Annotated in this window: 29 protein-coding genes; 9 read left to right on the top strand and 20 right to left on the bottom strand. The window is 50.0% G+C overall.

The genetic code is table 11. The features are described 5' to 3' along the window. Nucleotides 1–5 precede the first annotated feature (5 nt). Nucleotides 6–734, top strand: coding sequence for an ATP-binding cassette domain-containing protein (locus JJU47_RS13380; RefSeq protein ID WP_228620352.1), 729 nt, complete (start codon nt 6–8; stop codon nt 732–734). A 137-nt stretch (nt 735–871) separates the two neighbouring features. Here JJU47_RS13380 and JJU47_RS13375 read toward each other — a convergent pair whose 3' ends face one another. From JJU47_RS13375 to JJU47_RS13315, 13 genes are all read right to left on the bottom strand, one after another. After that, complete coding sequence (locus tag JJU47_RS13375) at nt 872–1,261, bottom strand: hypothetical protein (RefSeq protein WP_228620349.1); 390 nt, start codon at nt 1,259–1,261, stop codon at nt 872–874. A gap of 15 nt (nt 1,262–1,276) precedes the next feature. Next, the gene (locus tag JJU47_RS13370; RefSeq protein WP_228620347.1) at nt 1,277–1,762 is read right to left on the bottom strand and encodes a hypothetical protein; all 486 of its coding nucleotides are present in this window, start codon (nt 1,760–1,762) and stop codon (nt 1,277–1,279) included. Nucleotides 1,763–1,777: 15 nt separating this feature from the next. Beyond that, nucleotides 1,778–2,257 (bottom strand): hypothetical protein, encoded by a 480-nt coding sequence (locus JJU47_RS13365; RefSeq protein WP_228620346.1) that lies wholly within the window; start codon nt 2,255–2,257, stop codon nt 1,778–1,780. Between the two features lie 58 nt (nt 2,258–2,315). Further along, nucleotides 2,316–3,110 carry an SMI1/KNR4 family protein gene (locus JJU47_RS13360; RefSeq protein WP_228620344.1) on the bottom strand — a complete coding sequence of 265 codons (795 nt, stop codon included), beginning with the start codon at nt 3,108–3,110 and terminating at the stop codon, nt 2,316–2,318. Between the two features lie 55 nt (nt 3,111–3,165). Beyond that, nucleotides 3,166–3,654, bottom strand: a complete 489-nt coding sequence (locus JJU47_RS13355; protein WP_228620342.1) for a hypothetical protein — start codon at nt 3,652–3,654, stop codon at nt 3,166–3,168. A gap of 286 nt (nt 3,655–3,940) precedes the next feature. Then, nucleotides 3,941–4,414 carry a DMT family transporter gene (locus tag JJU47_RS13350; RefSeq protein ID WP_228620340.1) on the bottom strand — a complete coding sequence of 158 codons (474 nt, stop codon included), beginning with the start codon at nt 4,412–4,414 and terminating at the stop codon, nt 3,941–3,943. Nucleotides 4,415–4,426: 12 nt separating this feature from the next. Then, nucleotides 4,427–5,086 carry a Crp/Fnr family transcriptional regulator gene (locus JJU47_RS13345; RefSeq protein ID WP_228620338.1) on the bottom strand — a complete coding sequence of 220 codons (660 nt, stop codon included), beginning with the start codon at nt 5,084–5,086 and terminating at the stop codon, nt 4,427–4,429. Between the two features lie 11 nt (nt 5,087–5,097). Next, nucleotides 5,098–5,523, bottom strand: coding sequence for a DMT family transporter (locus JJU47_RS13340; RefSeq protein WP_228620336.1), 426 nt, complete (start codon nt 5,521–5,523; stop codon nt 5,098–5,100). A 92-nt stretch (nt 5,524–5,615) separates the two neighbouring features. Then, a complete protein-coding gene (locus JJU47_RS13335; protein ID WP_228620334.1) occupies nt 5,616–6,098 on the bottom strand; it encodes a hypothetical protein in 483 nt (160 codons plus the stop codon). After that, on the bottom strand, nt 6,073–6,561 hold the full coding sequence (locus JJU47_RS13330) for a hypothetical protein (RefSeq protein ID WP_228620332.1): 489 nt from the start codon (nt 6,559–6,561) through the stop codon (nt 6,073–6,075). Before JJU47_RS13330 ends, JJU47_RS13335 begins: the two co-directional genes overlap by 26 nt. 2 nt (nt 6,562–6,563) lie before the next feature. Beyond that, nucleotides 6,564–7,061, bottom strand: a complete 498-nt coding sequence (locus JJU47_RS13325; protein ID WP_228620330.1) for a hypothetical protein — start codon at nt 7,059–7,061, stop codon at nt 6,564–6,566. A 10-nt stretch (nt 7,062–7,071) separates the two neighbouring features. After that, nucleotides 7,072–7,533, bottom strand: a complete 462-nt coding sequence (locus JJU47_RS13320; RefSeq protein ID WP_228620327.1) for a hypothetical protein — start codon at nt 7,531–7,533, stop codon at nt 7,072–7,074. Nucleotides 7,534–7,542: 9 nt separating this feature from the next. Further along, nucleotides 7,543–7,992, bottom strand: a complete 450-nt coding sequence (locus tag JJU47_RS13315; protein ID WP_228620325.1) for a hypothetical protein — start codon at nt 7,990–7,992, stop codon at nt 7,543–7,545. A 182-nt stretch (nt 7,993–8,174) separates the two neighbouring features. Between JJU47_RS13315 and JJU47_RS13310 the strand changes: the two genes are divergently transcribed. After that, entirely contained in the window at nt 8,175–9,380 is a 1,206-nt protein-coding gene (locus JJU47_RS13310) for an MFS transporter (RefSeq protein ID WP_228620323.1), read from the top strand. Between the two features lie 14 nt (nt 9,381–9,394). Next, on the top strand, nt 9,395–9,826 hold the full coding sequence (locus JJU47_RS13305) for a MarR family winged helix-turn-helix transcriptional regulator (RefSeq protein ID WP_228620321.1): 432 nt from the start codon (nt 9,395–9,397) through the stop codon (nt 9,824–9,826). Nucleotides 9,827–9,869: 43 nt separating this feature from the next. On the opposite strand, the gene JJU47_RS13300 is transcribed toward JJU47_RS13305, so the two are convergent. The 3 genes from JJU47_RS13300 to JJU47_RS13290 form a co-directional block, all read right to left on the bottom strand. Beyond that, nucleotides 9,870–10,910, bottom strand: coding sequence for a flavin monoamine oxidase family protein (locus JJU47_RS13300; protein ID WP_300997936.1), 1,041 nt, complete (start codon nt 10,908–10,910; stop codon nt 9,870–9,872). Nucleotides 10,911–11,574: 664 nt separating this feature from the next. Further along, nucleotides 11,575–12,327 (bottom strand): nucleotidyltransferase domain-containing protein, encoded by a 753-nt coding sequence (locus tag JJU47_RS13295; RefSeq protein WP_228620319.1) that lies wholly within the window; start codon nt 12,325–12,327, stop codon nt 11,575–11,577. Continuing rightward, nucleotides 12,327–12,860, bottom strand: a complete 534-nt coding sequence (locus tag JJU47_RS13290) for a DUF3841 domain-containing protein (RefSeq protein WP_228620317.1) — start codon at nt 12,858–12,860, stop codon at nt 12,327–12,329. Before JJU47_RS13290 ends, JJU47_RS13295 begins: the two co-directional genes overlap by 1 nt. Before the next feature lie 133 nt (nt 12,861–12,993). Between JJU47_RS13290 and JJU47_RS13285 the strand changes: the two genes are divergently transcribed. Both JJU47_RS13285 and JJU47_RS13280 read left to right on the top strand, forming a co-directional pair. Beyond that, nucleotides 12,994–13,221, top strand: coding sequence for a hypothetical protein (locus tag JJU47_RS13285; RefSeq protein ID WP_228620315.1), 228 nt, complete (start codon nt 12,994–12,996; stop codon nt 13,219–13,221). Nucleotides 13,222–13,454: 233 nt separating this feature from the next. Further along, the gene (locus tag JJU47_RS13280) at nt 13,455–13,733 is read left to right on the top strand and encodes a two-component system regulatory protein YycI (RefSeq protein WP_228620313.1); all 279 of its coding nucleotides are present in this window, start codon (nt 13,455–13,457) and stop codon (nt 13,731–13,733) included. A gap of 43 nt (nt 13,734–13,776) precedes the next feature. Here JJU47_RS13280 and JJU47_RS13275 read toward each other — a convergent pair whose 3' ends face one another. Beyond that, the gene (locus tag JJU47_RS13275) at nt 13,777–14,241 is read right to left on the bottom strand and encodes a hypothetical protein (RefSeq protein ID WP_228620311.1); all 465 of its coding nucleotides are present in this window, start codon (nt 14,239–14,241) and stop codon (nt 13,777–13,779) included. Nucleotides 14,242–14,313: 72 nt separating this feature from the next. Here JJU47_RS13275 and JJU47_RS13270 point away from each other — a divergent pair, with 72 nt between their 5' ends. After that, the gene (locus JJU47_RS13270) at nt 14,314–14,742 is read left to right on the top strand and encodes a DUF4279 domain-containing protein (protein WP_228620309.1); all 429 of its coding nucleotides are present in this window, start codon (nt 14,314–14,316) and stop codon (nt 14,740–14,742) included. 158 nt (nt 14,743–14,900) lie between these two features. On the opposite strand, the gene JJU47_RS13265 is transcribed toward JJU47_RS13270, so the two are convergent. The 3 genes from JJU47_RS13265 to JJU47_RS13255 are packed head-to-tail and all read right to left on the bottom strand — an operon-like array spanning nt 14,901 to nt 15,846. Further along, the gene (locus tag JJU47_RS13265; protein WP_228620307.1) at nt 14,901–15,113 is read right to left on the bottom strand and encodes a hypothetical protein; all 213 of its coding nucleotides are present in this window, start codon (nt 15,111–15,113) and stop codon (nt 14,901–14,903) included. Then, a complete protein-coding gene (locus tag JJU47_RS13260; RefSeq protein WP_228620305.1) occupies nt 15,110–15,541 on the bottom strand; it encodes a hypothetical protein in 432 nt (143 codons plus the stop codon). The genes JJU47_RS13265 and JJU47_RS13260 overlap by 4 nt, the downstream gene beginning before the upstream one ends. Beyond that, nucleotides 15,538–15,846: a nucleotide pyrophosphohydrolase gene (locus tag JJU47_RS13255; RefSeq protein WP_228620303.1), complete on the bottom strand. Its 309-nt coding sequence runs from the start codon at nt 15,844–15,846 to the stop codon at nt 15,538–15,540. Before JJU47_RS13255 ends, JJU47_RS13260 begins: the two co-directional genes overlap by 4 nt. 133 nt (nt 15,847–15,979) lie before the next feature. On the opposite strand from JJU47_RS13255, the gene JJU47_RS14715 reads away from it, so the two are divergent. The 3 genes from JJU47_RS14715 (at nt 15,980) to JJU47_RS13240 (ending at nt 18,649) form a co-directional block, all read left to right on the top strand. Further along, complete coding sequence (locus tag JJU47_RS14715; RefSeq protein ID WP_228620301.1) at nt 15,980–16,966, top strand: LytTR family transcriptional regulator DNA-binding domain-containing protein; 987 nt, start codon at nt 15,980–15,982, stop codon at nt 16,964–16,966. A 130-nt stretch (nt 16,967–17,096) separates the two neighbouring features. After that, a complete protein-coding gene (locus JJU47_RS13245; protein WP_228620299.1) occupies nt 17,097–17,945 on the top strand; it encodes an ABC transporter ATP-binding protein in 849 nt (282 codons plus the stop codon). Then, on the top strand, nt 17,942–18,649 hold the full coding sequence (locus tag JJU47_RS13240) for an ABC transporter permease (RefSeq protein ID WP_228620296.1): 708 nt from the start codon (nt 17,942–17,944) through the stop codon (nt 18,647–18,649). Before JJU47_RS13245 ends, JJU47_RS13240 begins: the two co-directional genes overlap by 4 nt. Nucleotides 18,650–18,664 lie beyond the last annotated feature (15 nt).

Genomic DNA, 18,664 nt, shown 5'->3' with positions numbered 1-18,664 from the left:
AAATCATGTACATTCAACAGTTACGCTATACGTATCCAAAAGCGACACGTCCCGTGCTCGATGGCGTCTCGTTCACACTTCATTCGCATAAACTGAACGTCTTGATTGGGCTGAACGGAGCCGGGAAAACGACACTATTCGACTGCATGACCGGGACGCTCCCAGTCGAAGCGGACACGCTTCAGCTCGTCCCATCGACGGACATGCTCTATTTGACCCAACACATGATGTATCATAATGAGTTGACTGGAAAAGATTTGACGTATTTCATCGGTCGCCTCACGAAGCGTCCGGACTTTAAACGTCTCGAGACGTACATGAATGGGCTTTCGAGCGCTCTAGAACAAGAACTGTTCGAACATTTGTGGAAGATGAAGCTCGGCAAGATGTCGGTCGGTGAACGCAAATGGCTATTCGTCACGCTCTTGTCGTCGGTGAAGCGTGCGCTTTACTTGTTCGACGAACCGACGAGCGGGGTCGATCCGGCGTCACGCATCCATATCATGCGCCGAATCCAGCGACTCGTCCAAGACGGCCGGACGTGTCTCATCTCGACCCATCAGTTACACGACCTTGCTCAGCTCGATGCCCACGTCATCTTCTTGCATGCAGGGCGGATTTTATATGAAGGCGACTTCCAGGACTGGCTCAAGACGTCTGGGACGACTGACCCGGACGAGGCGTTCGTCCAGATGGTCGAGGGCGGTCGGGTTGAAACGGTGGTGACAACATGAACGACTCGTTTTGGGAACGGCATCGCTTCAAGTTCTATACAGCCGGCATGGTCATCTGTGGCTGTTTGATTGGAATGTTTTCATAAGAAACCCCAGCTTCTGACGAACCAGAGGCTGGGGTTTTAAATTTCATTTGCTTATTCTTCTATCTGAAGGAGGTCACGGACTTCTTCGGCATCGGCAGGACTCATCTCAAACGCGTCTTCTCCAGCGAGCCCTCTCGTGAACTGCATGTCCCCTTCTTCATCGATCCAAATGTTCACCATCAACTCCATCGTCGACTCCGCCGGGTTGTTGATCGTCACGACATAGTCGGGAAGACCTTCCATCTGAGTTTCAATCGGAGCACTCGCCTCCACAATCTCGATGAAGCGGTTGATGTCGGCTTCATCTTGAACCGACGTCTCCGAGAAGACGACCGTCTCTTCATTTTTGTACGTGCCGACGACGAGCTCTCGCCCTTGTTCGCCGCATGCGGCGAGCAGTAGGAGCGGAGCGAATAAACAGGCGAGCAGTTTCCGTTTCATCCATCTTCCTCCTTGTCAGCTGAGTCGATTTTTCGCTGCTTCCCGATGTGCCATCCGAAGCTCGTGATTGTTCACATGGTTCGGATCGATCAGCTCGAGCTTCCGGTTCACCCACACCGACAAAACAATGAACGGGATGAACAGCGCGAGCAACATGACCGCAAACACGACGAGCGATCCTTCGATCGACCAGGCGATGGCGATAAACAGACCGAGCAGGATGACGTTCGCGAGCACGATCCCAAATTCGAGACGGACGTATTTTTGATAGCGCGCCTCGTCATTGAACGTCTTGAGCAGTTTCATCCGGTGCCACGCCCGGTATAGGCTCGGCAACTGCGTCGCCATAATGATGACGGCGAACGTCGCGAGCGAGATTTCTTGCGTAAAGATAAAGAAAAAGGCGATCCCTAAAATCATGAACGTGAGCAAGAGCGCCGTCTTGTTCACGTTGCGGTCGTTCTCGACCATTTGTTTGACGCGTTGTTCTTTTTCAACCATATTGAATTTCCCCCATCATGATGTCTTTCGTTTTTGACGCTCGAGTTGCGCCTTGCTGAGCTCTGTCCCGGTCACGTGCTGCGGGTCAATCGTTTTCAACTCGCGGTCGATGCGATAGCCGAGCACGATGAACGTGATCAAGCCAACGAGTACGACGATGATGAACGTGAGTAACGTGATCCACCCGAGGATTGAGCTCGTGATCAACAACAAGAGGAAGACAAGGTTCCCGACAGCCAAGCCAAACTCAGACCGTACTTTTTCTTGGTAGCGGGCATCATCATTGAACGTAAGCAACAACTTCATCCGATGCCAACTTTTATAGAGCATCGGGAACTGTCCGACCAAGATAATGGGCAACAGGAGCAGGACGTCCGTCGTCATAAAATAGATGATGAACAGCGCGATGAACCCGAATGTCGGATAGAGCGTCTGCTTTTGTCGTTTGCGGTCGTTCTCAATCATGCGTTCTAGCCTTACTGTATGGTCAATCATCCAATCCTCCTAGCTAAATCTCATTTCCTTCTTTTACGAATTAATCGTGCAAAAGGTTTCACTCAAACGGAATGTCATTCTCGACGATGTACTTCGTCTCCTCATAACTTTGTTTACTGAACGAGTCGTCGTTCTGTCGAAGTGCCTCCAAGAAGGCCTTGATCGATGCGTCATCTTCAATCTTCCGCATGAGAATCAAATGTTGCATCGTACAGATTGCCGTGACCCGGAGCGTCTCATCTTTCATCCACGTCAGCAATTCCGTGATGAGCTCGTCTGCACCAAGCATGTCGACCCCGTTCGACCACGTATTTGCCCCCTTAGCCTTCTCACTCTTATCGGTGCTGTACAGTTGGCGTCGCGCATAATCGATAAACGCCTCTCCCTCGGCGAGTCCCGTGAACGGCTCGAACTCGACCGTCGTGAGCGCTTCGGTGAATGCTCTGAATGAGTCGAACAGGACATCAATCTGTTCGCTGTCCGTGTCGATATACGCAATCTTTGGCGTCGCGCTCTCGCGATAGTCGAACGCGAGGAAGAAGTGTCCATCGCCCGCGAAGGCAATCAATCGGTCATCCTCGACGCCCCACTCGGCCAATAGCGCCTTCGATTGAATCAAGCCGTCCGATAGACCGACGCCGGCAATCGAGTCGACGAGTGCGATGTCGTCTTGTCCGTTCCACACAATCGGCAAGTCCCGCGGTTCGACACCACCACCGTTTTGGATGCGAATCGCTTCAAGGTAGTCGTCCGGGAGCTTCACACCAAGGCGTCCCTCGACTTCTGCCAATACATCGTCTGTCAATTCGGGCAACCGATTCGGGTCGTCCGGGTCTTGTCTCCATATATTCATCGTTTCCCTACTTTCATTAGTCTTCTCTGCTTCCGTAGTTCTTGATGTGAGACTCTCACTCTTCCTCCCAATGCCGTTTCATCCGCTCCCGTTTCGTCAATCCGAGCAGACTGTCGACGACATGCTCGTCATCGATTTGAAGCAAGCGTCGGTCCACCACCATCTCGATAAACAAATAGCCGATCGCCAAGCTCACTATAGTCCCTGTGAACAACGATAACGGGACGAACCCTGATGCAAAGAGCGACATCATCCCCATCATGCCAAACAATAAGATTATATTCAAAAGCCCTTTGAAGCGAATCCAGCGCCGATAGCGTTGATCCTCATTGAACGTCAATAGCGTCCGTGTCTTCCGCCAAGCCACGAAACCGAGCGGCAACGCGACGACGAAAAAGAAAACGAATGCGGCGATCTGTTCATATGCGCCTCCCGTAAAAAGCCATAGCCCGCCAGCGAGCCCGATTAAGAATGTGCCGATTAACATCACGATTCCCGTTCGGTTTCGTATGTATAACTGTTCGATTCGTTCTTCACGTGTCATTTATTTCATTCCCCCCTGAAACCAAATGCTTGCGAATTGCGTACATAAGAATAGCATACCAATAATTAGGAGGCTTTCATATGGATATCCTCATTCTAATCGCTTTACTCGTTGCCGTCGTGTTCATCCTCTTCAGCTGGAAACCCCATCACCGCTCTCCTTTCGAGCAACGTTCCACGTTCTATCCGAGAGAGTCCCAAACGACAACATGCCCGCATTGCCAAACCTCTGTCAGAAGGCAGGAACACGGGCAGACTTGTCATAGTTGCGGTAAATCATTTTAATGTCATCCGACGCGTCGGACACGCTCGTTCACTACTTTTTCTTTCCCGCTCAACTGAAACAGGAGTACCCCGCCGACAATCAAGACGATGCCGACGACTGTCTTCCACGTGAACGGGATCGCCTCGAGCCCAAACCAACCGAGCGTGTCCCATAGGAGCGCGAACAGGATTTGCGACACCATGACGATCGAGATGGCGTAACTCGGTCCGAGCCGCTCGACGCTTTGCGTCACGCTCATGACGACCCCGACCCCGATGATGCCACTGAACCAATACCACGTCTCCATTCCCGCGACCGCAAACAAGGCGGTCCCGTCACGAATCAAGCCAGCGACGAGCGAAGCGAGAAAACCGAGCCCGAGGACGAGCGTCGTCGTCGCCCACGCGCCGACACGTCGCTTCACGTTTGCATTGAACGTGTTTTGAATGCAGACGAGCATCCCGCCGAACACGGCAAGCATCATTCCAATGGCCATACGTCTCCCTCCTCACTCATAAATGCTCTCTCCTGCCACATCGATCAAGCGCTCCCGGTCGACGACCGTGATCGACCGTCTGTCCCGCTCAATCAACCCGTCCTCGACGAATCGTTTGAGCGTTCGGTTGACGTGGCGATAGCTCGTCCCGATCAAATCGGCGATGTCGGTCAACTCATCGACCGTCGAGCCGAGCGTTTTCATCTCCGGCGTCATCGACAACAAGTAACTTGCGAGCCGAACATCGACTGGGTAAAACAAGTTGAAGCTCATCGATTGCGACTTTCTCTCGAACTTTCTTGTGATTTCTTCTAACAGATAATGGAGCCACGCCACATCGTCCGCTGCGTGTCGGGCCAAATCATCGAACCGAATGACGAGCATCTCGACGGTCGTCACCGCCTCGACCGTGTTCAAATACGGCGTCCGTTGCACATATTCGATGTCCCCAATCAAGTCGAGCGGTTGCTTAAACGACAAGACGAGCCGCTTCCCGGCTGCTGACGTGTGGGAGACGCGAATCTTGCCGTTGACGAGGAAACGAAGCACCCGTGCCGGATCACCTTGCGTACAAATTGTCGCACCGGGCTCGTAACGGACGAGCGTCAAGTCCGACCACGCCGCGCGAGGCAACACCTCATAAAGCCCGACTTGTCTCATGAATTGCTCCAATCGATCTTTTCCTACCATTTCAACAACACCACCCCAGCAACCATCATCGCCACGCCGAGAAGTTGCGTGACGTTCAAGCGACGCCGCACCATCCCGAACCAGCCACGTCCGTCAATGACGAGGGCGAGCGCGAGCTGGGCGATTAAAAATAATGAAATCGTGAGCGTGACGCCGAGCGTATGCACGGCCGTCATGTTGCTGAACAAGATGAGCGCCGCGAAGGCTCCGCCTGACAGATAGAGTGGCTTCACGTGTCGCATCTCACGGTACGTCCGGTCGCGGACGAGAAGCATGATGAGAAGCGCCACGACAAAACCGGTCAACTGGGTGAGCGTCGCCGCCTGCCACGTGCCGATTGCAGAACTGATATTGGCATTGGCCACACTTTGTAAGGTCAAAAAGAATCCGCCGCTAATGGCGAACAATACACCGCGCATCTCCATCTCCTCCTTTATTCTTTAGTTAACAATAACGGACATCCTCGATAAAGGACAGATGTCCTGAACCAATAAAAAAAGGCCCTGACGAATCATAGGCCTGCTCGATATGCTTCCAATCGCTCTTCTTTCGCGACCGATAGCTGTTTGTTCGTGACATGTGCCGGATCAATCAGACGGAGGCGCCGTTGCATAAAACGCGAGATCCCGAACGTCAACGTCGAGACGCCACCGATGATGCCAAGCAGCCATGGCAGCGACAGAGTTTCCGTAATATATCCGATCACGAGACCGAGGTAGATGATGAATTGGAGCCAGAGGGATGCAAACTCGAAGTAGACGAGCCGGCTGTATCGTTCATCCTCATTGAACGTCAGTAACAGTTTCGTCTTCCGCCACTCCAAGCAGAGGTATGGGAAAAAGAGGACGAGCGTACTGAACGGCACCCATCGCGGCGAGGCTCCGCTGACAAAGATCGTCACGACGAGCCCGACAAACCAAACGCCCCAACGCCAGCGCCAATGGACGTCATCTTGTTCCAACAACTGTTTAACCCGCATTTCTTTTGCTACCATATGTACTCCTCTCGTACGAGCGGTATAACCGCGAGATATCGTTTCGGGTCGGTTGATTCGGGTCAACTTGCTTGAGCTGTTGACGTGTCGTGTAATGATGCCACCCTAACATCGCCGAACAAACACTATAGAGAATCCATCCGATGACCGGGACGCCCAGACGACTGAGAAAAATCGCCGCTGTGATCCACACAATCCAAAGAGGATACATCTGAAACAACCGTTTTGTGAGCAACACGCCTCGTCCGGTCGTAAGCGTCATCGCGTTCTTCCCCTCACGGAGCATGATGCGCACCAGACCGATTGATACGAGTAGGGATCCAATCCCCCATACCCACCAGAAGTCCTCAAACCCTAACATGAAGGAATTGAAGAAGATGAGCGCTATTATCAGCCAAAGGCTACTGCGTTGATCTTGTTCTCGATACTTGCCTAACGCTTGAATCCGTTCTTGTTTCTTCATATTTATCTTGTCCTTTTTAATTCGTTTCCCTCATCAAGTTGATGCTTCGACTTCGCACGGTTTGCTTTCGTCACCATACCCGATGTCACGTGCTCTGGATCGATTTGAAGCAACTTTCGGTCCAGCCAGAACGGCCATAAGACTGATGGTGGACCCCCGATGATCATCGCCCACATAAGACCGTCTCGGTGAATGTTTCCGGTCAAAAGCAAAGCGACCAGGCTAAACAGCAAGACGAACGTGAAACAGAGAATCGCAAAATTCAGCCGGATGAGACGCCGGTACAAACGATCATCATTCAACGTGAGATAGGCGCGTGTCTGTCTCCACTCGACCCACATCATCGGGACGAGACTGATGACAGCGAGCGCACCGGAATACTTCAAATCCATCATGAAGTATAAGGATGCCCCCAAAATAAAGAGTGTGCTCGCGATAATGAAGCGATGGTATCGTTTCTTGATGGTCACTAGTTTAGATAGCCTGGCTTCCCGTTCCATCATATCCCTCCTAATCTCTCACGTGATCGAGTCGCATCTCACGAAACAACGGATGCTCCGGATCGATCGCAGACAATCGCTCGTCTTGTTTTCGAATCAAGCGGTATCCGCCGTAGAGAATCCCACCGGTCACAATCAAAATCCACGCGTATGTCCAGCCGAGTTTGAGCGTCAGTGCAACCGATAGAATAGACATGACGAATACCCCGAATAGGAATCCGTTCCGCCGTGTGATGATTTGCTTGGCCCCTTCGCGTTCAGTCATATTCGTCTCGATTTGATTCGCTTTAAAAAAGGAACCACCAAGCAACAACAAGCAAACAGCGACACCGAACACGTACCATCCGTTCCATGAATCTGAGCGAATCAATCCGACCGTAAAAAACGTCATTGGAAACGTGATGAGCCCTTGTGGGACTGCCAGCTTCATATTCGATCTATAGATGGCATTGATGCGTTCTTGCTTTGTCATCTACTTAGCTCACCAACCTCTCACTTCACGACGTGTCGGTTGCTCCGAATCGCTTTGTTTCACTTTCTCATCTATCATTCGTTCTGAAACCGAAAGAATGAAAATACCGATCGTGAAGCCGATGAATGGCAACCACGTGGCTGTCTCTGATTTCATGAGCCACGGAAACACGAGCCCGACAAAGAGAATCAACACATAATCAAACGTATATTGAAGTGAGATGAAACGCTTCGCACGAGTGCGTTCTGTGAAACTGCTCATGAATCGATATTCACGTCGAAGGGCATAGCCATACAGGAATGTCGTTAAGACGAGCAGGCCGCCGTATAGGAATTCCTGCGTATTTGTCTGTAACAGTAAAAAGACCAATATACCGACGGGAATCGCAAAGGATACACGGAGAAAGAACCACTTTCGGTTTTCTTGCTTCATTTGTCTCAAACGCTGTTGTTTATCCATATATCATTCCTCGATTCATGTAGATGTCTGTTTTCCTCTTTATAAAACTATACGTGAAACCCACTATTAAAGTTCCGTTATTTTACAATTTTTTATTAGAAGTCTTCAAACTTGCCAAATGATCAATATGATTATATAGTTTAGTTAACTTAACTTTAATAAAGAAAGCATGAGGTTTAATCATGAACTTGCTCCACAATCCACGATTCGTCTTCACTTGGCTGTCCGGGATGACGTTGACACTCGGCTTCTCCATCTTCTTCTTGAGCGTGTCGTGGCTCACAATCGATGTGTTAGGACAACCGGCATTACTCGGAATCATTTTGACCGCCGTCTCGCTTCCGCGTGTCGTGATGATGGTGTTCGGCGGCGTCTTCGCCGACCGCTTCCAAAAGAGTAGGCTCTTATTTTTGACGAACCTCGGTCAGGCCGCACTCATGTTGGCTGTCTTGAGCCTCCACCTGCTCGACTTATACTCGGTCGCGGCACTCATCGGCATTTCCGTCATCTTCGGGATTTTGGACGGCATGTCGTATCCCGCACTCTCGTCCCTCATCCCGTCCCTCGTCAAACAGCATGAGTTGCAACGAGCCAACTCGTTGTTCCAAGGCTCGCTCGAGCTCATGTTTGTCATCGGTCCTTTTTTAGCGGGACTCCTGTTGACATGGGGCGGATTCGGACTCAGTTTCGGGACGGCGGCAGGACTCATCTTCCTCGCCGCCCTGCTGATCATGCCCCGCCTGATTCAAGACCGAATCCCGGCGGCACACGTCATGTCCTTGGCTCACGTCATCGTCGACTTAAAAGAAGGGATTCGTTACGTTTCGCATACCCCGATTTTACGGAGCGGAACGCTCTCCATCGCCATCGTCAACTTGTTCGTCATGGGACCGCTCATCATGAGTATCCCGATTCTCGTCGGCGAGCGTGGCGGTACGGCGTTTGACTTGAGCGTCATCGAAGGCGGTCTCGCCGTCGGGACGTTCGTCGCGAGTTTCCTCGTCTTGCTGATGCGTTCGGTCCATCGCGGTCGGTTTGTCTTCCGTGCCTTGTTGCTGACGATTGCCGCGTTCCTCTTGTATACGCAAGCCCAATCGATTCCAATGCTCGCGTTGACGGCGGCACTGAGCGGCTTCATGTTGATGCTCGTCTACTTGCCGGCGGTCACACTCATGCAGGAGCATAGCGACCAAGACAAGATCGGTCGTGTCATGAGCATCATGGCGCTCGCCGCGTCCGGCCTTGAGCCGGTAGCCTTCGCCGTCTTGTCTGTGCTCGTCGCGCTCGCCGTACCGATCCAAACGTTACTCATCACGTTTGGTATAATCGGATTGGCGCTTAGTGCCCTCTTATTCGTACGGAGCCAGACGTTCCGTCACACACGATGAAAGGAGAACGACCTTTGAACGAGACACGCAAACAACAAGTCATCGAGATGTATCGTCAAATCGACGAGCTCGACTTATTGTTCACTAAATACTTCACCGACTTGAACGAGTTCCAACTTAGCTATCAGCAAGAACAGATGCTACTCCTCTTTAAACGACAAGAGACGTGGACGACGACGGAGATCGCGACGAAGATGAATATCTCGAAAAGCGCCGTCAGCCAAGTACTGAAGGTGCTCGAACAGCGTGAGTTCGTTCAGAAAGAGAAGAACCCGGACAACTTGCGTGAAAGCTTTATCCGGCTCGGTCCGGTCGGCCACGAATACTCGAAGCAAATCGATGCCATCGAGGAACGGCTCGCCGAAGAGATGTTCTCCGTCCTCGAGGACGAGGAAATGACGATGATCAACCGCTCGCTCGCGTTGATGATTCAAAAGTTCAAATGAAAAATGCGTATCGTCCCTGAGCCGGGATGATACGCATTTTTGGTCAGAGTGGGTCGACGACACGGATGGCTGACCGAAGTGCCCCTTCGATATGACCGCCGAACAGGGCGTCGGTCTCTGTCCCGGCGAAAGAGAGCTGCTTTTCCCAACCGGCGTCAATCGGGATTGGGCTATACACAGGAAACTCCGTCAGCGGTGCTGTATCTTCGACCGCAGCCGTATGCCGGTCACTCGACCAATCGACGTATAAGACGTCACACGGATGACGCGCCTCTTCCCCGAACAGGCGGACGAGTTGATTGATGACGCGCCGGTTCAGCTCGTCCCGGTCGAGCACCGCGCGTTCGGCAGCGGACAATCGGAAGAAGCCGAATAGCGCCGCAAGTCCATCCGGTTGCGAGGCATCATGGATCTCCTGTAGCACTCCGGCCCAGCTCATCCCTTGTCCGGATAGGCCCTTGTCTTGCCAGAACGGCCGGTCATAGACGGCGAGCACTTTCGCCTGACCGGCCATCCAAGTCGGGGTAGACGCTAGCTTCGCCTTCGTCGTTTCAGACAGTTCCGGTTGAAACACGATGCCTGAGACGAGCCGGGGTGGGATGGCCAGGATGATGTGAGTGAACGTTTGGGTCTCACCTGTTTCGAGTCCGATGGCCACTCCACGCTCGACCTGTTTAATCGAGATGACCGTCGACTGAAGTTGAATCGTATTGGGTGGTAAGGTTGCTGCGAGCGCGGTCGTCAAGCTAGCCATGCCGCCGCCGAGTCTCATCGATGGGACCACACGGCCTGGTGGAAGCGTATGACGCTCGATGACTCCAAATTGACGCTCGAGCATCAAGTCACCGGCCGCATATTGTGAAAACGTCGGGAGACCGAGTCGTTCGATGAGTTGCGTGATCGTCGTCTCCGTCTCTGGCCAATACCAGGTCGGGCCGAGATCGAACCCGTCATGGCTTAACACCCGTCCCCCGATGCGGTCGCGCGCCTCGAAAACAGTGACGTCATATCCTTTTTCGATGAGGAGGGCCGCGGCATATAGTCCGCTCACACCCGCTCCGATGATGGCGATGGATTGCGTCATGTAAATACTCCTTTTATATACGTGGTGCTCCCATTATACTGAAAAAGATGTATATACATGATTTGAGCGAATCGCTCGGGAAAGGCGTTAGATATGAAACGATTTTTTTATTATCTTTTGTTCCCATACATCTTGTTCATGCGAGGGTTATCTCGGTTTATTAAAACGGAAGCTGTCATGTCCAATATCTTTTTACTGTGCTTTGTCCCTGTCCATATCCTCATCATTGGATATGGTATTTCAGAATCGCTCTTCCTAGAAATTGTCAGTGTACTTTACCTATTGGCAGGACTGTTTGCCCCGATGTTTTATTTTGAATCGGATGTCCGGCGAGGGCACGCAAAACCAGACGATATCCCACGCAAGGCACGATAACGTGTTTAGAAAGGATTTACCAACATGTCCAATAGAGTCAAGACGCTACTTTATCCATTTCTCGTAGGCATTCGCCTATTTTCTCGATTCAAAAGAGGTAAAACGTTCATGTATTTTCTTACCTTGCTATGTATGTTCGTATTCGAGGGCTTATTGTTTTTTGAAATCATCTACATTCCCGTTTTGCTCAAGTCATTGATTCAATTCTACGTTTTGGTAGGAATGCTTTATGTCGATAATCACTTTGATAATTTAGAACGAAAGGAGTCGCTTTGATAGACGGCTATTATCATGGAAGGAACAACGATTCATACTGTGCAATCAACTTACCCAACCAGTCATCCTGAACTACTTCTGACTCCATGCCTCGCTCTAAGTCATCTATGATTTCGCTGCTCGGAAAGTAGAGGCGCAACACAAACAGACTATCTGCAATCGTCGATACAAAACTCTGATCTTCGACGTTGATTGTCAAATACGCGCCCCGAATCATCCGTTTAATCAGTGACTTCTTTTCCTTTTCTGTCATACGTCTTGCTTTCAATTTTTCTTGTGCGTCTCGCAACTGATTGAACAAATCTCGATTTAACGCTCGACTAATTCGCTCATCCGGTTTCATATGTGGAAAGCGGTGAGACAAGTCCGTCCCATGAACGCATGCGCACATATGACGTAACCAAAACCCCCATTCAAAATGATTGGTAGGGTCGAGCGCCGTATGCAATAGTCCGATATCGTAATCGATTTTAATCACTTCTGGATGTTCCTGTAACAGTAGCATGGTCCGTGACTTCAATCCATCAATGTCCACCTCCCGGCTAAGGATGACTGTCACGTCTAAATCCGACTGTTCGGCTATAGCCGTCCCGCGCCCGATGCTACCGTATACATATACGCTATGTAGCGCTTCTGCAAGCTCTTCTCGCAGCAGCTGAATCACTTTATCAAGCAGTGGTCGAAACATCGGTTGAATCTGTGTCACGTCTGTTTGATTGATGATGTAACCCGCCTCGTTTGTCCCAAGTCGTGTCGGTAGCTCCATCACACACCTACCTCAGTAAACGTCACCACGTCGAGCACTTGCCCGACATCAATCCGGTCGACGAGATAGTGATACTTCGTGTTCGTCCCCGGATACGCCTCGACGATCGACTCGCACCAGTCGCGATCGAACATCTTCTCCCAAGATTCCTTCAACTCTTTCTCGTCTTTCGCTTCTCGGTCTTCAAATGAGAGGAACCATCGATTCAACGCGAACATCCAATAGCCAGCCTCGAGTTCGAGTACGTGTGAGTCCAGTAACTCAACCGTTAGCACTACACCCGGCTCTCCAGGCTCTAAGTAACCGCCTCGTGCGATGTCAGGACGGGTTTCGCTCAGCCAGACGGGATAATTTCCATGAAGGGAGATGCCGGTTCGCTGTTCATACTGCCCCGCGAGCCAGTCATAGGCAGGTCGATGGTATGTGTAGTCCTCGTCTTGAAAGATACCAAAGTTCGGATCGCCGAATAAATACCCTCTCTCGTTTGCTGCTTTCCAAGCGCCTGCGTGTTGGTATGTATAGTAGATTGCCATAAGTCAGCTCCTTTTCCTTATAAATATAGCGTACATAATGAAATGATTAACGATAGATAAATATTCCTCCTTTCTTTTTGTATGAATTTGGAAGTATACTAGTTTAGGATTACAGGTGCAAGGAGGAATTAGAATGGAAGTTTTACTCATGTTTCTATTTAGCTTATTCGTAATGATTGTCCCACTCACGTTAATCATCACGATCATCGTATTGATCGTTCGATTTATCGGTCGTTATGAGAAGCGAGCGGACGCACGACTCGAGCTGGAGCGCCAAACCACGGCTCATCAACAACAACAGTTCGACGTCCTAGTGGAACGCCTCGAACGAATCGAGGAAAAGATAGAGGTACGTCCTTAATGTCATCATCCTTTACGGTTTGGACGAAACGTCTCATACTCACAACTATCCTTGGCGGTGTGTTGTTCGTCACGACAGTCGCCAGTCAACGCGCCTTCAATATGTCAGAGATCAATCTATTGGTCGATAAGGCCGATGAACAACAACTCAGCTATGAGTTAATCATCCATAACCCTCTTACGAACGCATATAGCTTTACCATTGTTCGAAACTAGAGTAAAAGGAGGGTTTATATGGATTGGAGCGTCATTCTCTTAATTGGCTCTCTGCTTTTGAATGGCTTTTTACTTAATATTGTCATCGAACAAGCAAAGGGTATAAGTACACTTCGCCGAAAGCTAATCCGTACCGAACCAATCGTTCCGGACGATACTTTAACCGCGTCCATAAAAGAAAAAATAGATACGGATGGAGTCATAACGGCTATCAAATTTTTACGGGAGACTCATGACATGTCTTTACTTGAAGCAAAACGACTTGTTGACCGTATTACGGGTCGATCCCTTTCATAAAAGAGGAGTAGCGCGGGCTACTCCTTTTTTATGCCCTTTAATTCTAAAAGAAACCGACTTTCCCGCGTTCATAGACTTGATGTGTGACATGTTCCGGATCGACGTTCGCGAGCTTTTGATCCAATTTTGAAGAGGATATCCATGCAAACAGATTGAGCGCGACCACGAGAATCAAAACATTCGCTTGTTCCGGACGGAGTAGCAACGATACAATCAACATACAAAAAATTACGATGACCGCCATCCCGCTACAATATTCATACCAGACGAGCCGCCGATAGTCAGGTACGTCATTGAACGTGAGCAACGTCTTCGTTCGTGTCCATATTTTGACGAACCCGATAGCCGGAACAAAGAAGACGAACCATACTAGTTCGGCGAGTCGACGCTCGCCCGTGAACCAAAAGATGAGGCCGAGTAAGACGATGAACAATCCAAGAAGAATCGCTTGGCGGGTAGAACGTTTCCCCGCCTCGTATAAGTGATCAAATCGTACGCGTTGGGTCATATCAGTATTCCTTTCTATAAATCGCTTCGGTTATATTCAAATAGACTCTCATACAAAGAAAAGAGGATGCGCATGACTCCTGCACAAACTGAAGTCTTGGTCTACTTCCGACTGCTCGCTGACGATTTCTCAATCGAAGACGTGACGCATCGGCTCGGACTAACCCCTACCGAAACCTACAAACGAGAGGAGAAAGGCAATTCTTCTCGTCCTCGCGAATATACTTCTTGGTCACTTGGTACAGGCTATCAGCCTTCGTTTGATGTGAACGATCAACTACAACACATCATGACGCAACTTCGTGGAAAAGAAACGATTTTAGATGCCATCTATGACACGTATGACGACATGCAGGCACGGTTCATCATCGTGATCGTGATAGAAAATGGCCAAACACCGTCGCTCGTCTTTGATTTGGAGACGATTCAATTCGCCCATCGGATCAGAGCCGAGTTTGACATCGATTTGTATGCGAACCCGTATCAGGATGAGGATTGTTAGACTTCATCTGAAAACAGCACAGCAGTAACGGTACAATCATACGTGACAAAAGGAGTCCGATTAGAGGAACGAACAAGCCCATCGTTCCGTGAAGAATAGCGGGCCCGTCACACATTTTGGCTTCTGCATTCGTTCAATTGGTCTCCTTTTGATTTGTCTCATACAACTTTACTATGTTCATCCGCAATTTTTTTCATTTGTTTCCACTGCACAAACGCATTCGCAAACCAAATGATAGTCAATACCGGAAACATGACGAACATCCATGTCGAACTCTCGATTTGAGAAAACAGCATCATAAGCAAAAGACCGATATTCAATAGACCTGCACCGAGATACAGGAAGAACAGACGTTGATGCTTCGTTCTCATTGTGAGTTTTCCCCTTTCTCTTCATAACCACTAATCAAAAATGGAATCTTTAAGTTCGCAAGTTTCATTAAGAAATCAGATTCGAACTCTAGTTTCAAATCTCCATGATAGACGACACCTAAATCGATATAGATATCATCGGCTCCACAAGAACGAAGGGTATCGATATGTTTCGTAAGAGTGTCGATCATCCAAAAAAGTCCGATATAAGGATTTTCCACTTGTTGAACTTCAAGTGGTGGTTCAAACGACGCATGACCGACCGTAGCAATCTGTTTTCCTATGCGCTCCATCTCTCCGACTTCTGTTTGTTTGTAAAATTGAATGCCTGTTTTCTCCGATGCGACGCGAGGTGAGAAATTCTTTCCGACGATATGGCAAGGAATCATAAATTGATCTGGAGGATACCTTTCGAGCGTTTCACTCATGATTGTGGACTCGGATACTTCACCGCATTCTTCTCGAGTTTCTCTTCAATCGCCTGCGACACATCGATCCCTGCCGCATGAGCGAACGTCAGCGCATAGATGAGGACATCCGCGAGTTCTTCTTTCATCTCGAAGTGTTTCGTCTCGAGCGCTTCTTCGCTCGATACCCATTGGAACAATTCCAACAGTTCACTTGCCTCAAGCGATAACGATAACGCCAAGTCTTTCGGGTTATGATGGAACGCCCAATCGCGCTCATCTCGGAATTCAATCACTTTGTCCATCAGTCGTTGTACTTCGTTCATCTCCACGTTCGCTCCCTTGAATACGTTTTTCTCAATTTCAAATTATCTCCAGTTTAGCATAGCCTTATTCCAATTCATTACTCAAGTCTTTCCTGCATCAATGGTATACTCCAACTAAAAAGGGAGGGATTCGGTGCTTACTTTTGACAACGTCTCTGTTCGCCAACAAGACACGCTCATACTTGAAAATATCTCCTTCATCATCAATCCGGGTGAAATCGCAGCCATTCATTGCGGCGTTACTTCCCGGGAAATATTGTTCGCATTATTGACGAACGCGCACGCAAACTACTCTGGGACCATCGATACAGCGAATCGTACGCTCTCAGTCTTCTCCATCCGCGATGGGTTATATGACCGGCTGACGGTAGAGGAGTACTTGCGTTTCACACATACGCTTTACGAATCGATGGAATCGATGGATGATGTCCTTCAAACCGTTCAACTCACCCCATATCGGAATACACGCTTGAACCGACTCAACCTGTCACTCGTCCGGCGCGTTCAATACGCGGCACTGCTGCTACAGAATCGCGACATCTACGTCCTCGAAGAACCGGATCAAAACGTCGATCAAGAGACACGGCACTTGTTCTCGACCGTCTTAATGCAACTAAAGCAACAACAAAAAGCCATCCTGTTCCTGACGAGCAACATGGAGAGCGCCCTGTTCGTCACGTCGACCGTCTATCGCATCGACCATCGACAGTTGCGCTTACTCGACGTTGAACCAGATGAACCGGATACAAATGAAGACGTTACGCCAGAGGTCATGCACGTCCGCTTCGAGAAGATTCCGACGAAAGTGAACGAGAAGATCGTCTTGCTCGATCCACCGGAAATCGACTATATCGAAAGCCAAGACGGACAATCCGTGCTGCACAGTCAGTCCGAACAGTTCCCGAGCGTCTTCACGATGAACGAGCTTGAGACCCGTCTGACTCCATATGGTTTCTTCCGTTGCCATCGATCGTACATCGTCAACCTGCAACGGGTGCGAGAAGTCATCACGTACACGAAGAACAGTTTCAGTCTCGTGCTCGATGATTCGGCGAAGACGACGATTCCGCTCTCGAAGACGAAAATGGCCGAATTGAAGACGATGATTGGTCTGAAATAGCCTCCATTCACCTCCCGATTCGCTCCACTCGCTCCTCGAAAAGCGCCTTTTACAGCCATTCTAATGCGCCCCACTCTTCCTCTCGATAAGATGTAAGCAAGCAAGACGACATCGACGAGGAGGAACGAGAATGGACTCAATCATTCAAGTGAACGGATTAAAAAAGCTATTCGGCAATGAAGAGGCGCTACGAGACGTGACGTTTTCTGTTAAAAAAGGAGAGGTGTTCGGGTTTCTCGGACCGAGTGGATCCGGGAAGACGACGACCATTAAAATCTTGACGTCGCAACTCGCCCAGACGTCAGGTGACGCCACCGTGTTCGGCGTCCCGGTCTCTGAATTGAAACAAGAACAGTATCGGAAGCGGATCGGCGTATTGACCGATAACAGCGGCCTATACACGCGCCTCTCGATTGAAGAGAATCTGCAGCTTTATTGTGACCTGTATGACGAACCGCGTTCACGAATCGATGACGTACTCCAGATGGTGAATTTGGCCGGCGAACGCAAAAAACGCATCACGGCGCTCTCACGCGGGATGCTACAACGGGTGACACTGGCTCGGGCGTTGTTGCATGAACCCGAACTGTTGTTTTTAGATGAGCCGACTTCCGCGCTTGACCCGGTCAACTCGCGTCATATTTATAAAGGCATCGAACGGTTGAAGGCAAAAGGGACGACGATTTTCTTGACGACGCACGATATGAACGAGGCTGAGGAACTGTGCGACCGCGTCGCGTTCTTGCATCAAGGGGAGGTTCAATTGCTCGACGCCCCAAAACAATTGCGCCGAAAATATGCGAACGGCTCGATGCGCGTCGAACTGCATGACGGGGAAACGGTTGACTTGAAACAAGGAAAAGACGGTGCCGACTGGCTCCATGCACAGATGCGCGACCAAAATATCGCGGCCATCCATTCGAACGAGCCTACGCTCGGGGACATCTTTATCGAAGTGACGGGGAGGAAATTATCATGACATTTTCAATGAAACGGGCACTTGCCATTTTCCAGAAAGACTATAAAGACTTGTCGCGGAACTTGTTCGTCTCCTCGACATTGATCATGCCGCTGTTCTTCGCCGTCTTCTATTCACAGCTCGGTGGAGGAGGCATCGACGTGACGTACTTCGTCATCAACATCACGTTCAGTCTCGTCGCGACGTTCGTCCAGTGCGCGTTGATTGCCGAAGAGAAAGAAAGGAATACACTCCGAGGGTTGATGCTGTCGCCGGCCAGCACGCTCGATATCCTGCTTGGGAAGAGTGCGCTCACGTTCGTAACGACACTCGTCTTGATTGCAGCGTGCGCCTTCATCATGGGATACAGACCTGCGAACCTGCTCGTCATCTCACTCGCACTCATCGTCTCGACGTTCTTTTATATCGGGATTGGGACGATTCTCGGATTGATGACGAAGACGGTCATGGAAGCCTCGCTGATTGTCATGCCGGCGTTTTTCTTCTTCTCGTTCTCACCGATGTTGTCGGTGTACGAGGACCGCTTCTCCATCATCGGTCTCCTCAAGTACTTGCCGAACGTCGTCTTGATTGACCTCGCGCATCAAATCGAGGCGGGGGCTGGACTCGGCTCTACATGGGTGGAGCTTGTGATTCTGTCAGCCTGGGCGCTCGTTGTGTTCGTCGGAAGTATTGTGATGTATAACCGGAAACAGACGGATTAAAAAAACGAACCAAAT

The organism is Exiguobacterium sp. (assembly GCF_020832205.1).
Classification (GTDB): Bacteria; Bacillota; Bacilli; order Exiguobacteriales; family Exiguobacteriaceae; genus Exiguobacterium.
This window is presented reverse-complemented; position numbering and strand designations above follow the sequence as displayed.